Genomic DNA, 14,223 nt, shown 5'->3' on the forward strand with positions numbered 1-14,223 from the left:
GCTGCATGAGGTAATCGTGCGAGCTGATCGGGGTGTCGTAGCGGCGCGGATTGTCTTCGGTAATGCACTGCGGCAATGGGTCGAGCATCACGTCGGGATTGGGATGCAGGAAGTACGGCACCGAATAACGCGGCTTGCGCGCGTTGGCGTTCTGCGGATTGACCACGCGATGGGTGGTGGACGGATACACGTGGTTGCTCAGGCGCTGCAGCATGTCGCCGATGTTGACCACGATGGCATCGCCCTCGGTGGTGATCGGCAGCCAGTTGCCTTCGCGCGTGAGCACTTCCAGACCTTCCGCACTCGCACCGACCAGCAGCGTGATGAAGTTGATGTCTTCATGCGCGCCCGCACGTACGTTCGGAATGTTTGCTTCGGTAATCGGCGGATAGTGAATCGGACGAAGGATGGAATTGCCTTCGTTGATCTTGTCCTCGAAGTACGCTTCCGGCAGGCCGATATGCAACGCCAATGCGCGCAGCACGCGGCTGCCGAGATAATCGAGCGCCTCGAACAGTTCGTAGCCGTATTCGTGAAAGCCGGGTACTTCCGCCGGCCAGATGTTCGGCGGCATCACGTCGGCAAACTGGGAATCGCGATCGATTTCGCGGCCGATATGCCAGAACTCTTTCAGATCCGGATAGCGGCTGTCTTTGGCCGTTTCGATCTTGAAGGGCGTGTAGCCCCGCGCACCACCGGTACCGGGCATGTGGTACTTCATCTTGGTTTCGGCAGGTAGCGCGAAAAAACGCTCGAAGGCGTCGTACGCGCCATCGATCAACTCGGCGTTGATAGCGTGACCGCTGATGCAGCAGAAACCGAACTCGCGGTAGGCAGCGCCCAGTTCGGCGACGAAAGCGTCGCGGTCAGTGTCGAATCGGCGGATGTCGAGAGTCGGAACTCGTTTGGTTGCAATGTCCATAGCGTTTCCACAGGTATTGGCGTGCGGTCAATTTGTGTTCCGCCACCGCAGGGGCGGTGCACGTCGGGCCTGTTCCTTGGCGACCTGGATACCTGCGTGCAGGGCTATCGGCCCTGCTGGTTCACGAGCGTTCGGCTACGGATTTTACGACGTCTGCCAGCTTTTGCGCCAATTGTTTCACTTCAGTCTCGTCCGCCGCCTCTACGGTTACCCGAGCCATCGGTTCTGTACCGGAGGCACGCAGAACGACACGGCCCCGGCCATGCAAAGCCTGCTCGGTCTCGGCAAGCGCTTTCTTCACGTCCTCGCTTTGGAGCGCTTCACGCGCGCCTTTGGCGCGGACGTTGATCATGATCTGGGGCATCTTGTGCAGCCCCTGACGCGCTGCCACAAGATCCTGGCCTTCGAGCTTCAGGGCTTCGAGCACAGCCAGTGCGGCAACGATACCGTCGCCGGTGGTCGCGCGGTCCAGGCACAACACGTGACCGGATGTTTCACCGCCGAGCAGTCCCTCGTGTTCCTTGAGTTTCTGCAGTACGAAACGATCGCCCACGTTGGCACGGATGAAATCAATGTCGGATTCGGCCAACGCCTGCTGCAACCCGAAATTGCTCATCAATGTGCCGACAACAGGGCCTTTCAGCATGCCGCGCTTACGCCAGCTGCGTGCAAGCACATAGAGCATGTCGTCGCCATCGCAAATGACACCGCTGCGATCCACCATCTGCACACGATCACCGTCGCCATCGAACGCAAAGCCGATATCGGCGTGATGATCCAGCACGGCGCGTTGCAGCGCCTGTGGGTGCATGGAGCCGACATCGTGATTGATATTGAAGCCGTCGGGCCTGTCGCCGATGACGAACAACTGCGCACCCAATTCTGCAAAGACCTTGGGAGCTGCCTGATACGTAGCACCGTGCGCACAATCGAGCGCGATCTTCATGCCGGCCAGACTGAAATCCTCCGGCACGGTGGATTTGCAGAATTCGGCGTAACGCGTGACAGCGTCAGTCACGCGCACCACCTTGCCCAGGTCGTCGGAATCGACGGTGATGAACTGCGCATCCGTTTCCAGCTCGATCGCGTGTTCGATCTCGTCGGAAAGTTTCTCGCCATGTGCGGAGAAAAACTTGATGCCGTTGTCGTGATGCGGGTTGTGCGACGCACTGATCACTACACCGGCATCGGCGCGCAAGCTGCGCGTGAGGTAGGCAACAGCCGGTGTGGGCATGGGACCGAACAGGCGAACATCCACGCCCGCAGCGGCCAACCCTGCTTCCAGTGCGGATTCGAACATGTAGCCGGAGACGCGCGTGTCTTTGCCGATCAACACCAGCGGATGACCCGGCGTTTTCTTCTGTTGACGAAGCACCACGCCAAGCGCGCGCCCCAGACGCAGCATGAAATCCGCACTGATGGGCCATTGGCCAACGCGGCCGCGAATGCCATCGGTACCGAAGTATTTACGCTGTGTCATGGCTTACCTACTTGTTATTCGTCGTCTGGCCAGCGTGGCGCTTTGGGGGTGTCGCGGCGTTCGGGCTTGTCGCCCGATTGCACGGCATGCCACACCTTCAACGCATCCACCGTGGCGGCCACGTCATGGACGCGTACCATGCGCGCGCCCCGCTGAACGGCGATCAACGCCGCGGCCACGGAACCTGCCGCACGATCGGCCGGTTGCTTGCGGCCAGTGAGTGTGCCGATCATGGATTTACGGGACAAGCCGACGTAAACCCCACTACCAAGATCGGCGAAACGCTCCAGCCGACGCAGCAGCGCCAGGTTGTGCTCCATATCTTTGCCGAAGCCGAAGCCCGGATCGACCATCACCTTGCGTCGATCGATACCCGATATTTCGCAGGAGAACAGTCGATCGGTAAGGAAGCGATGCACTTCGCCGACGACATCGTCGTAGTGCGGCGCGTCCTGCATGCTGCGCGGTTCACCTTGCATGTGCATCAGGCAAACCGGCACGCGCAATTCGGCAACAGCGTCCATGGCGCCTTCGCGGCGCAAGGCATAAACGTCGTTAATCATGCCCGCGCCTGCGGCCACACCGGCACGCATCACTTCCGGCTTGGAGGTATCGATTGCGATGGGCAGCGATGTACGTGCCGCAAGCTGTTCGATCACCGGTATGACGCGCTTGAGTTCTTCATCGATGGAAACGTCGTGGGCGCCGGGCCGGGTCGATTCGCCGCCGATATCGAGCATATCGGCGCCCTCTTCCGCCAGGCGCAAACCATGGGAGACAGCGGCATCCACGTCGGCGAACTGGCCGCCGTCGGAAAACGAATCGGGTGTCACGTTGATGACGCCGACCACACGCGGACGATCGAGCGTCAGGGAGCGGCCATTGCAATCGAGCACCGTGGCAAACAGATCCGTCGACATGCTCACTTACTCCGTACCGCCGAGCTGGCCCATGAACTGACGGTAGTAACGCAGCTCGTCGATGGAATCGCGAATATCCGAAAGCGCCGTATGCGCCGATTCCTTGTTAAAGCCACGACCGATCATCGGCGCCCAGCGACGCGCCAGCTCCTTGAGCGTAGACACATCCAGGTTGCGGTAGTGGAAAAAACGCTCCAGCTGCGGCATCTGTCGATGCATGAAGCGGCGGTCCTGGCAGATGGAGTTGCCGCACATGGGCGATTTGCCGGACATGACCCACTGCTTGAGGAAATTCACCGTCGCCTGCTCAGCATGGGCATGATCGACCGCGGAATTGACCACCTGATCCCACAGCCCTGAACGGCGATGCTGGTTGCGGTTCCAGGTATCCATCGTCTCCAGGCGCTCCGCATCGTGGCGGATGGCAAACACAGGACCCTCGGCCAGAATGGTCAGGTCCTTGTCGGTAACGATGGTGGCTATTTCGAGGATCGAGTCGTTGTCCGTATCCAGACCGGTCATTTCGAGGTCGATCCAGACGAGATTATCTTCGTTGACTTGGCTCATGCGCCCTCCCGGCGCGAAGTCTAGCAGAGGCTGCCAGGAGGACAGGCTCCGGGGCCTGCCGTGCGATGATTATGCGATGCAGACCCTTTTCTGGCACGACTACGAAACCTTCGGCACGGATTCACGGCGAGACCGGGCCATTCAATTTGCCGGCATCCGCACCACGCTGGAGCTGGAAGTCGTGGACGAGCCGGTGATGTTTTTCGCCAAGCCGCCGCACGAGATGCCACCCAGTCCGGAGTCCTGCCTGATTACCGGCATTACCCCGCAGCAGGCCGAACACGATGGCGTGATCGAGGCGGACTTTGCCGCACGCGTGCACGAACAACTGGCCGCGCCTGGGACGTGCGGCGTTGGCTATAACTCGCTGCGCTTCGACGATGAATTCACGCGGCAGCTCCTGTATCGCAACTTCTTTGAGCCTTATGCGCGCGAATGGGAGAACGGCAATTCGCGCTGGGATCTGATCGATCTGGTGCGCATGTGCGAAGCCCTGCGCCCCGAAGGCATCGCGTGGCCCACGCACGACGATGGCGCGCCGAGCTTCAAGCTGGAACATCTGGCGCGAGCCAATCACCTGCAACAGGAGCGCGCGCACGATGCCTTGTCGGACGTGCATGCTTTGATCGATCTGGCGCGGCTGATTCGTGTGCGCCAGCCACGGTTGTGGGATTGGCATTACAGCCTGCGCCGCAAACAACGCGTGTTCGAACTGCTCGATCTGACGAACATGACGCCCGTCGTACATGTGTCGTCGCGCTATCCGGCGAGCCGGCATTGTCTGGCGGTGATCATTCCGCTCGCGGTACATCCGAATCGCTCGGGTGAAATCATCGTTTACGATCTTTCGCAGGATCCGGCCGATCTGCTCACTCTGGATGCGGACGATATTGCCGATCGCATGTTCACACCGCGTGCCGATCTACCCGAAGGTGTGGAGCGAATGGCGCTGAAGACGATTCATGCCAATCGCTCCCCGGCACTCGCGCCACTCTCGGCACTGAAAGGGGTCGATATGTCGCGGCTTCAGCTGGATCTGGACCGCTGCCTCGCCAACGCGGAAGCGCTGCGCACCGCAACGGGACTCGGCGAGAAGCTGCGCAGCGTTTTCCAGCGCGCGACCGACCTGCCGCCACCCGAAGACCCAGAGCTTGCGCTCTACAGCGGCTTTCTTCCGGACTCCGACAAACGGCTGCTGCGCGACGTACGCGGTACGCCGCCCGATCAGCTGGGACAGAAAACCTTCGCATTCCGCGATCCACGCTACGCGGAACTGCTGTTCCGCTACCGCGCGCGAAACTGGCCGCACACACTGTCCGCAGAAGAACGCGAGCGCTGGGAAACATTCCGCCAGCAGCGCCTGACGCGCCCGACGCCGTTGACCGCTCTGACACTTTCCGATTATTTCGCGCAGGTTTCGGCCTTGCGCAACGACCCGGCCAGAAGCGATAAATGGGCCTTGCTGGACCAACTGCAAGCCTGGGGCGAACAACTCGCCGCTGAAGCTGGTATTGCCGCCTGACACACGGAACCGAACCCGATGCCTCGTGCCTATTTTTCACCCGCCACGTTTCGCTTTCTGGGCGCTTTGGCGCGCAACAACAAACGCGAATGGTTTCAAGCTCACAAAGCGGATTACGAACGCGATGTGCGCGATCCGTTTATTGAATTGATCACGGACATGCAGGCGCCGCTGGCGAAGATCAGTTCGCACTACCGCGCCGACCCGCGCAAGAACGGCGGCTCGCTGTTTCGCATCTATCGGGATACACGGTTTTCCGGCGATAAAGAGCCTTACAAGCCGTGGGCGAGCGCGCGCTTTTATCACGAGCGCCGGCACGAGATTCCCGCGCCATCGTTCTACATCCACCTCCAGCCCGGCGATTGTTTTATCGGTGGTGGTATGTGGCGACCGGAGGCAGACCCGCTGAAGCGCATTCGCGCTTTTCTTGCCGATAACCCGGCGGCTTGGAAGCGTGCCACGCAAAGCAAAGCGTTCAAGGATCACTTTGAGTTCTGGGGTGAGTCGTTGACGCGGCCGCCGCGTGGTTTCGATGCCGACCACGAGCTTATCGACGATTTGAAGCGCAAGGACTTTGCCGCGGGCGAAGCCTTCGATGAGAAGCTGGCCTGTTCGTCGGAGTTGTTGCCGTATATGGTCGCTAGCTACAAGCGTATTGCGCCGTTGATCGATTATTTGTGTGCATCGCAAGAGCTCGATTTCTAGCCCCATTCTTAAGCGTCATCCCAGCGAAAGCTGGAATGACTACAAAAAGAAGCCCGCATTCGCGGGCTTCTTTTATAGGGCCTCAGGGCGCATGTACGGGAACAACAACACGTCTCGAATCGACGACGAATTGGTCAGCAGCATCACCAAGCGATCAATACCGATTCCTAGTCCACCCGTCGGCGGCAAGCCCACTTCCAGCGCACGAATGTAATCGGCATCGAAGTGCATCGCTTCGTCGTCACCGGAATCCTTCGCATCCACCTGCGCCTGGAAGCGCGCAGCCTGATCTTCCGGATCGTTCAATTCGGAGAAGCCGTTGGCGATCTCCTTGCCATTGACGAACAGCTCGAAGCGATCGGTGATCCCCTTGTCCGTGTCGTTCTCACGCGCGAGCGGCGACACTTCCACCGGATGATCGATGATGAAAGTCGGCTGGATCAGCGTGTGCTCGACGGTCTTCTCGAAGATTTCCAGCAGCAACTTGCCCCAACCGTAACTAGCCTTCACCTGCGCGCCCACGCGCTTGGCATGAGCGGCCATAGCGTCGCGGTTGCGCAGCTCTTCGCGCTTGATCTGCGGATTGAGCTCCAGCACCGCATCTTCCATGCGCCAGCGACGGAATGCGGGACCGACATCGATGGTCGCGCCTTCCCACTCCAACTGCGTCGTACCGAGCACTTGCTTGGCCGTATCGCGAATTACCGCCTCGGTAAGATCCATGATCTCATGATAGGTCGCGTACGCCTGATACAACTCCAGCATGGTGAATTCGGGGTTGTGTCGCGTGGACACGCCCTCGTTGCGGAAGTTGCGATTGATTTCGTAGACGCGATCGAAACCGCCGACCACCAGGCGCTTCAGATAAAGCTCCGGCGCCACGCGCAGAAAAAGATCGATATCCAGCGCGTTGTGGTGCGTGATGAAAGGACGTGCCGTGGCGCCGCCGGGGATGATATGCATCATCGGGGTTTCCACTTCCATGAAACGGCGCGGCTCCGCTTCCAGCCACTGACGCATATAGCCAATGATCTTCGAGCGCAGCGCGAACGTGCGGCGCGCTCCTTCGGTAACGATCAGATCGACATAACGTTGGCGATAGCGCTGCTCGACATCGGCAAGGCCATGCCACTTGTCGGGGAGCGGGCGCAGACTCTTGGTCAGCAGACGCACGCTATGGACCTTGACCGACAGCTCACCGGTCTTGGTGCGCATCAGCACGCCCTCGGCACCGACGATGTCGCCGACGTCCCAGCCCTTGAAGGCTTTGTAGGTTTCCTCGCCGACCGTGCCTTGATGGATAAACAGCTGGATACGACCGCTGAAATCCTGGATCGGCACGAACGCAACCTTGCCCTGATCCCGCTTGATCATGATGCGGCCAGCGACTTTCACATGACGCGCAGCGGCTTCGATCGCCTCTGCTGTGTGACTGTCTTTGTCGGCAAATTCTGCCTGCAAATCACCCGCGAATGCATCGACCTTAAAATCGTTCGGAAACGCAATGCCGCTCTCGCGCAGCGCGCGTAGTTTTTCGCGGCGCTCGGCGATCAGCTTGTTTTCGTCGATCGGGGTGTCGGTGGGTTCAGTCATGGATAGTCCGTGTTATGTCGACACTCCATCGGGGCGTCGAATGCTTCTTTATAGAGGGTTTGATGTCCTGACATCGCTTGATGGTTCCCTTGCTGAGCAAGACCAACCGTCAATCGCCTTTATGAAACACTTGCTTGACAGCGTGCGTGGTGGCGTTCCAGCCCTCATGCGCGCCATGCGCGATACCGTGACCGACTTGCGCGGCGCCATGCCCAACCGACCTGGCTGCATTCGCCGTCCCATGTCCGACTGCACGGGCCGCGTTCGCCGTACCGTGCCCGACATCGCGGGCACCGTTGCCAATGCCCTTTCCTGCCGTCTTCGTGTCCTGCTTGATGTCCTGGCCGACGGTACCGGATCCGGCACTCGCCGCGTGACCGAACAGCAAGCAAAAGCCACACACGAGCACGATGCCGAAGATCTTCTTGTCGTTCATGCGATGACTCCGTAGCGGTGGTCAGGCACATCCGTCACTTAAGCGTCTAAACGCCGGGCACCGGCGTCCAGGCCGGATTTCAAACTGGCTTCCACGAACTCGTCCAGATCGCCGTCCAGCACTTTCTGCGTGTCGGTGCGTTCGATACCGGTACGCAGATCCTTGATGCGGCTCTGGTCGAGCACATAGTTGCGGATCTGGCTGCCCCAGCCGATATCGGATTTGGTTGCTTCCAGCGCGTCTTTCTCGGCGTTGCGCTTCTGGATCTCGATCTCGTAGAGCTTGGCCTTCAGCATTTTCATGGCACGGTCGCGGTTGGCGTGCTGGCTGCGCTCGGTCTGGCATGCCACCACTACACCGCTGGGTACATGCGTAATACGCACGGCGGACTCGGTTTTGTTGACGTGCTGGCCACCGGCGCCGGACGAGCGATAGACATCGGTCTTCAAATCGGCCGGATTGATCTCGATGTCGATATCGTCGTCGACTTCAGGCGATACGAAGACTGAAGTGAAACTGGTGTGGCGACGATTGTCGGAGTCGAACGGGCTTTTGCGCACGAGGCGGTGAACGCCGATTTCGGTCTTCAGCCAGCCGTAGGCGTAGTCGCCCTCCACGCGGAACGTGGCGGATTTGATGCCGGCCACTTCACCTGCGCTCGCTTCCATCAGCTCGACCTTCCAGCCGCGCGATTCGCACCAGCGCAGGTACATGCGTAGCAGTATTTCGGCCCAGTCCTGCGCTTCGGTGCCGCCCGCGCCGGCCTGGATGTCGACGAAAGCGTTGGCCGAGTCCATCTTGCCGGAGAACATGCGCTGGAATTCCAGCTTGCCGACTTCGGCGTCGATCTTGGTGACATCGCCGACTACCGACTGCACTGTGGCTTCGTCGCCATCGGCGGCGGCCATTTCCACCAGTTCGCCGGCGTCGTTGAGGCCGCCAATGATGCGGTCGATGCCGCTGACAATGGTGTCGAGGCGGGCGCGTTCGCGGCCCAGTTCCTGCGCGCGCGGCGGATCGTCCCAGACGTTGGGGCTTTCCAGCTCGCGGCTTACTTCTTCCAGACGCTCACGCTTGGTGGCGTAGTCAAAGATACCCCCTAAGCGACTCGATGCGGCCCTTGAGGTCCGCAATCTGCGCAAGGATCGGATTGGTCTCAATCATGTGGTGTAAAACCCGATGTGGCGGCGCCAGACAGGCGCGAAACAAACGATTATCGTAGCAAACCGGGTGAGTAAGGCCTAGACGACCTTGCCCGGATCCAGCCCTAGCGATGGATAGCATCGGATCGGGAAGGAGGCATTTCGCGGTGAAACACCGGGGCCTTTCATCAGGTTTGGGATGGCTGATGCTCGGCCTTGGCCTATCCGCGAGCGGTGCAGGTGCCGATGTCGCCCCCTCCTCCAGCACCGCCAGCCCACCGCGAGCCACTATCCCGAGTTATGGGCAGAGAGTGGAAACAGCGATGGAAAAGGGCGATGCGCTTGAGCTTTATCGCCTGTACAACACGCCCAATGACGCGATCATGCACGTGCTCGCTGCGATGGCGCTGGAACGCTTGAGCCTCCATCTGGACAACGCCACCCGTGACGCCAGCCAATGCGAAAAGGCGTTGTTCGACTCGCAACCGGACGTAGCCTATTACTGCGCGCTCTTTCAAAGCGGCGATGTACGCCTGTCTGGCCGGGAAAAGCAGGCCGATGACATGGAGCTGTCCATCGCCCAGCGCTACCGCGGCAAGATCAACGCGACGATTTTGACAAAACTCGCCGAAAACGCGGTGCACCGGGCGGCACTGCCCGAGTTTCAGGTACAGCCACCGGACCACACCGTCACCTTGCCGCTCACCATGCAGATCGATGGCACGTCGCTCTATCTCCGCGCGCAAGCCAATGGTAAGTCGATGCTACTGGCGCTCGATACCGGCGCCTCGTGGTTGGTGCTGGACGAGCGAGCAGCGCGTAAGTGGAATGTTCACTACCTCGACAGCAATCCCAGTTACATCCAGGGCTATTTTGCGAAGAAAATTCAGGTGCAGGAAGGATGGCTCGATAACTTCGAACTCGGCGGCATCGCGATGCAAAACGTGCCGGTCTATGTCATTCCACACGCGCCTAAAATCATCGGCATCGATTTGCTTCGCCGGCTTGGCGCTTTGCGCATCGCCAAAGACGAACTGACCGTCTTCGCCGCCAACGACACGAAACCGCCGTGCGGCGATGCGCTGTTCGCCTCCAGCCAATACAACGGAAACTTCCTGCGTTTACTCACCAACATCGCCATCAACGGCAATGTGCAGCCTGCCATGCTCGACACCGGCAGCAGCACTTACCTGAGTGGCAATGCCGCCGTTCTGTCCCAATACAAGAGCGGGATAACCGGCCATCTGATGATGCGCGATGTCAGTGCGCAGGCCCAGGAAACACGGGCAAGACTGGCAACGGAAACCGTCGTCATCGGCCATCAGCCGATCAGGATGACATTTGTCGTATTCGAAGACGACACACTGCCGTGGGGGTATGTGTTGGGCAATCTCGTGCTGCGGGACATGGATTTCTTCTTCGATTTCGACAATCGGCATACATGCCTGCTATTGCACAAGCATTCGCATTGACTCTGTCGATGGTGGAGCGCCTGCAACATGTGGGGCACGCTGCAGGCATTTACATCATGTCGCCGTTTCCAATGCGTGACTGTGTACGTCGCGCACGGCGCGTCCGGATGGATCGGCCATCTTCGCAAACGCCGGGTCCCAGGCCAGCGCCGCCGGTGACGAACAGGCAATCGATTTGCCGCCAGGAACTGTGGCTGCGCAGGCTTCTCCCGGGAAGTGCTTTTCAAAAATGCGACGATATAGATACGCCTCCTTGGTCGCTGGCGTGTTGAACGGATAGCGCGCGGCGGCCGCGGCAAATTCGCGATCGCTGATGGCCTGCTCGGCATGCGCCTTCAAGCCATCGATCCAGCCGTAGCCGACACCATCGCTGAATTGTTCTTTCTGCCGCCACAGAATCGATTCGGGCAATGCGCCATCGAAGGCTTCGCGCAGCACGGCTTTTTCAATACGTCCGTTGCCCGCCATCTTGTGTGTAGCGTCCATGCGCATGGCGACCTCCATGAATTCCAGATCCAGGAACGGCACGCGCGCCTCCACACCCCACGCCATCATCGACTTGTTGGCGCGCAGGCAGTCGTAACTGTGCAACGCGTCGAGCTTGCGGATGGTTTCCTCGTGAAAGGCTTCGGCGGACGGCGCTTTATGGAAATAGAGATAGCCGCCGAAGATTTCGTCGGAACCTTCACCCGACAGCACCATTTTCACGCCCATCGCCTTGATACGACGTGCAAGCAGATACATCGGCGTAGAGGCGCGAATGGTGGTGACATCATAGGTTTCGATATGGCGGATCACTTCCGGCAACGCGTCGAGGCCCTCCCAGAACGTGTAGATGAAACCGTGATGCACGGTTCCCAGTGCCTCTGCGACAACCTTTGCCGCCGCCAGATCAGGCGAACCTTCCAGACCGATGGCGAAGGAATGCAATCGTGGCCACCACGCTTCGCTGCGATCGTCGTCTTCGACACGCTCGCGTGCGAAACGCGATGCACACGCCGCAACCAGCGAGGAATCCAAACCACCTGAGAGCAACACGCCGTACGGGACGTCTGTCATGAGCTGACGATGCACGGCCTGTTCGAAGGCTTCGCGCAATTCACCCGGAGCCGAGGAGTGTCCTTTCGTTACCCCGTATTCGCGCCACGGACGGCTGTAATAGCGTTGCAGGCTGCCATCTGCACTGTCGTAAACGTGTCCGGGCGGGAATGGTGCGACATCCGTGCATACGCCGACAAGCGCCTTCATTTCCGACGCCACGCAAAGACGGCCGTGAGAGTCGTGCCCCCAGTACAACGGACAAACGCCGATCGGATCGCGTGCAATGACATATCGCTGCGCGACGCCATCCCATAGCGCGAATGAAAAAATGCCATTGAGCCTGCCAAGGAAATCGGCGCCATGTTCCTTGTAGAGCGCATTGATAACTTCGCAGTCCGACCCTGTCGTGAAGTCATAGCTGCTTTTTGCGCGCAGCTCGCGGTGGTTGTAAATCTCGCCGTTCACAGCTAGCGCCAATTGCCCGTCGCGGGAACGCAGCGGCTGCGCACCGCTCGCCGGATCGACGATGGCCAAGCGTTCGTGCACCAGGATCACGCCCGCATCCCCGAAGACGCCGCTCCAGTCGGGTCCGCGATGACGCTGACGTTGCGACAGTTCCAGTGCCTGCAGACGTAACGCAGCCAGATCATCTCCCGGTTGTAGATCGAACATTCCAAATATGGCGCACATGACAGATTCCCTTTGGCGGATCAAACATGAAAAACAAAAGGGCCCGCTTTTAGCGGGCCCTTTTGCGTGTGTATGGTTGTTGCTTTCGTCTACACGCCGGCCCACCCGTAATGACGGGTATTGTTATTGGCGTTGTTATTCAAGCCGTTGACAGCCGCGATTGCACCGGCCGGGATGGCAGCGATGGCGATGTCGAAACTGGCGACGTAAGCGTTCATGGCTTTGACTTCACCACAAGCCGATGCTTTGCGCAAGCTGCTGCCCAGCTCACGGTGTATCAACTTCGATGCACGCCCTTGTAGCGCAGCGCGGACAGGCCTATTTTCACGCTCGCTTATCCTGACAATTGTTCATATCCGGCCAGGGCCGTAGCGTTCCAACGGTTTGCCATGGGCGCGATGGGAACAATCTAAGCTTTCGCAAAACCGACATAAGGCATCGTCTAGTGGCCCGCTAACCGGGCTGTCCGTTCATGGGGAGCGAACGATGAGACGGATGAAATGCTTGAGTGGTTTGCTGATGTTGACCGCGTTGTCGCCCGCCTATGCGCAGACGGACACGCAGACGCTGCAAAAGGAAGTGGATGACCTCAAGACCACAGTCAAGGAATTGCAGGCCGAGGTCAAGGAATTGAAGTCTGAGCACGCCAATTCGGCGCAACAGCCCACTACCGCCGCCACGCCAACGACAAGTGCTCCGATAACGCCGTCATCGGCGTCCGCTCAACAAGTTGCAGCTGCAACTACTGCCGTGCCCACCTTGCAAGTCAACGCGATACAGATGGGTGATGGCGAACCGTCGCCCCTGCCACCGCAGCAAAGCGTGTCGGAGAACGCCGATTCTGCATCGCGCGTCGACAATGAGGCACCTCCGACCAATCCGGATTTGAAAGGCTTCATGCAAATACCCGGCACCCAGACGATCGTCCGTTTAGGCGGCTACGCCAAGCTGGACACCATCTACGACACCGGCGCCATCGGCTATCCCGATGCTTTTGTCACGTCTACGATCCCAGTGCCCCGACCGCGCGACGATGCCGGTAATTTCACTATGCAGGCGCGCCAGACTCGCTTGAGCTTGGAGGTACGACGGCCCACGGTCTTCGACGAAAGTCTGCGTTTCTATTTCGAAACCGATCTATTCGGCGGCGGCGCCGGCAACTATGGGCTCCGTTTGCGTCAAGCCTACGGACAGCTTGGCAATACGTATGCCGGTTTTGGTTGGTCCGCCTTTGCGGATTTGGACGCACTACCCGACACGCTGGATTTCGAAGGCCCTCCCGGCGCGATCGCGCCACGTCAGGCCGGTATCCACCAGTTCTTCCGCCTTGACGAAAACAACAGTCTGACGATTGCTGCTGAGAATCCCACGTCACAGATCAGTGCTTATCAACCTGTTACACCCGACGTCATTGCTGACGGCGTCCATCCTACGCAGCATGCGCCCGACCTCATTCTCGCCCTACGCACAGAACATGAATGGGGTCATTTGCAACTAGGAGGTGTGCTACGTCAGCTTGGCTACACCAATTACGAACAAAGCGATCGCATATTGGCTGGCGGCGCGCAATTAAGCGGTTCGTTCAAGCTTGGCCCCTCCGACCCTTACAGCGATCTGCTGATGTTCGCGGCGGGCTGGGGTAAGGGTATCGCGCGCTACATGGCCGATACCGACGGCTTGGATCTGGATGCTTTGGTCGGTCCGGACGGCAAACTGCACACGCTTAACGACGT

At 59.5% G+C, this 14,223-nt stretch carries 13 protein-coding genes; 4 read left to right on the top strand and 9 right to left on the bottom strand.

The features are described from left to right. The 4 genes from VK725_RS05050 to orn form a co-directional block, all read right to left on the bottom strand. The coding region (locus tag VK725_RS05050) for an isopenicillin N synthase family dioxygenase (RefSeq protein WP_325316967.1) at positions 1-922 on the bottom strand (922 nt) is incomplete at its 3' end. A 121-nt stretch (positions 923-1,043) separates the two neighbouring features. After that, positions 1,044-2,402, bottom strand: coding sequence for a phosphoglucosamine mutase (gene glmM, locus VK725_RS05055; protein WP_325316968.1), 1,359 nt, complete (start codon positions 2,400-2,402; stop codon positions 1,044-1,046). A 14-nt stretch (positions 2,403-2,416) separates the two neighbouring features. After that, positions 2,417-3,322 carry a dihydropteroate synthase gene (gene folP, locus VK725_RS05060; protein ID WP_325316969.1) on the bottom strand — a complete coding sequence of 302 codons (906 nt, stop codon included), beginning with the start codon at positions 3,320-3,322 and terminating at the stop codon, positions 2,417-2,419. 6 nt (positions 3,323-3,328) lie between these two features. Continuing rightward, positions 3,329-3,889 carry an oligoribonuclease gene (gene orn / locus VK725_RS05065; protein WP_325316970.1) on the bottom strand — a complete coding sequence of 187 codons (561 nt, stop codon included), beginning with the start codon at positions 3,887-3,889 and terminating at the stop codon, positions 3,329-3,331. A gap of 76 nt (positions 3,890-3,965) precedes the next feature. Here orn and sbcB point away from each other — a divergent pair, with 76 nt between their 5' ends. Both sbcB and VK725_RS05075 read left to right on the top strand, forming a co-directional pair. After that, complete coding sequence (sbcB, locus tag VK725_RS05070) at positions 3,966-5,411, top strand: exodeoxyribonuclease I (RefSeq protein WP_325316971.1); 1,446 nt, start codon at positions 3,966-3,968, stop codon at positions 5,409-5,411. Positions 5,412-5,429: 18 nt separating this feature from the next. Continuing rightward, the gene (locus VK725_RS05075) at positions 5,430-6,116 is read left to right on the top strand and encodes a DUF2461 domain-containing protein (protein WP_325316972.1); all 687 of its coding nucleotides are present in this window, start codon (positions 5,430-5,432) and stop codon (positions 6,114-6,116) included. 72 nt (positions 6,117-6,188) lie between these two features. Here VK725_RS05075 and lysS read toward each other — a convergent pair whose 3' ends face one another. The 3 genes from lysS to prfB form a co-directional block, all read right to left on the bottom strand. Continuing rightward, positions 6,189-7,709 carry a lysine--tRNA ligase gene (gene lysS, locus VK725_RS05080; RefSeq protein WP_325316973.1) on the bottom strand — a complete coding sequence of 507 codons (1,521 nt, stop codon included), beginning with the start codon at positions 7,707-7,709 and terminating at the stop codon, positions 6,189-6,191. Positions 7,710-7,818: 109 nt separating this feature from the next. After that, the gene (locus VK725_RS05085) at positions 7,819-8,145 is read right to left on the bottom strand and encodes a hypothetical protein (protein WP_325316974.1); all 327 of its coding nucleotides are present in this window, start codon (positions 8,143-8,145) and stop codon (positions 7,819-7,821) included. 38 nt (positions 8,146-8,183) lie between these two features. After that, a protein-coding gene (gene prfB, locus VK725_RS05090; protein ID WP_325316975.1) for a peptide chain release factor 2 occupies positions 8,184-9,309 on the bottom strand; the annotation gives its coding sequence in 2 pieces (ribosomal slippage) (positions 8,184-9,233 and positions 9,235-9,309; 1,125 coding nt in all). A 145-nt stretch (positions 9,310-9,454) separates the two neighbouring features. Between prfB and VK725_RS05095 the strand changes: the two genes are divergently transcribed. Further along, positions 9,455-10,759 (top strand): retropepsin-like aspartic protease, encoded by a 1,305-nt coding sequence (locus VK725_RS05095; RefSeq protein ID WP_325316976.1) that lies wholly within the window; start codon positions 9,455-9,457, stop codon positions 10,757-10,759. A 54-nt stretch (positions 10,760-10,813) separates the two neighbouring features. Here VK725_RS05095 and asnB read toward each other — a convergent pair whose 3' ends face one another. Then, positions 10,814-12,490 carry an asparagine synthase B gene (gene asnB, locus VK725_RS05100; protein WP_325316977.1) on the bottom strand — a complete coding sequence of 559 codons (1,677 nt, stop codon included), beginning with the start codon at positions 12,488-12,490 and terminating at the stop codon, positions 10,814-10,816. A gap of 89 nt (positions 12,491-12,579) precedes the next feature. Beyond that, positions 12,580-12,708 carry a hypothetical protein gene (locus tag VK725_RS05105; protein ID WP_325316978.1) on the bottom strand — a complete coding sequence of 43 codons (129 nt, stop codon included), beginning with the start codon at positions 12,706-12,708 and terminating at the stop codon, positions 12,580-12,582. 268 nt (positions 12,709-12,976) lie between these two features. Between VK725_RS05105 and VK725_RS05110 the strand changes: the two genes are divergently transcribed. Continuing rightward, positions 12,977-14,223: DcaP family trimeric outer membrane transporter (locus tag VK725_RS05110; RefSeq protein ID WP_325316979.1), on the top strand; the 1,247-nt coding region annotated here is incomplete at its 3' end.

It is taken from the genome of Dyella sp. (assembly GCF_035486915.1).
Lineage (GTDB): Bacteria > Pseudomonadota > Gammaproteobacteria > Xanthomonadales > Rhodanobacteraceae > Dyella_B.

What these genes read in the sequence shown, in the direction of transcription:
- orn (WP_325316970.1), bottom strand. Translation starts at nt 3,889, where the DNA reads ATGAGCCAAGTCAACGAAGATAATCTCGTCTGGATCGACCTCGAAATG.
- sbcB (WP_325316971.1), top strand. Translation starts at nt 3,966, where the DNA reads ATGCAGACCCTTTTCTGGCACGACTACGAAACCTTCGGCACGGATTCA.
- asnB (WP_325316977.1), bottom strand. Translation starts at nt 12,490, where the DNA reads ATGTGCGCCATATTTGGAATGTTCGATCTACAACCGGGAGATGATCTG.
- VK725_RS05085 (WP_325316974.1), bottom strand. Translation starts at nt 8,145, where the DNA reads ATGAACGACAAGAAGATCTTCGGCATCGTGCTCGTGTGTGGCTTTTGC.
- glmM (WP_325316968.1), bottom strand. Translation starts at nt 2,402, where the DNA reads ATGACACAGCGTAAATACTTCGGTACCGATGGCATTCGCGGCCGCGTT.
- lysS (WP_325316973.1), bottom strand. Translation starts at nt 7,709, where the DNA reads ATGACTGAACCCACCGACACCCCGATCGACGAAAACAAGCTGATCGCC.
- VK725_RS05075 (WP_325316972.1), top strand. Translation starts at nt 5,430, where the DNA reads ATGCCTCGTGCCTATTTTTCACCCGCCACGTTTCGCTTTCTGGGCGCT.
- folP (WP_325316969.1), bottom strand. Translation starts at nt 3,322, where the DNA reads ATGTCGACGGATCTGTTTGCCACGGTGCTCGATTGCAATGGCCGCTCC.
- VK725_RS05105 (WP_325316978.1), bottom strand. Translation starts at nt 12,708, where the DNA reads ATGAACGCTTACGTCGCCAGTTTCGACATCGCCATCGCTGCCATCCCG.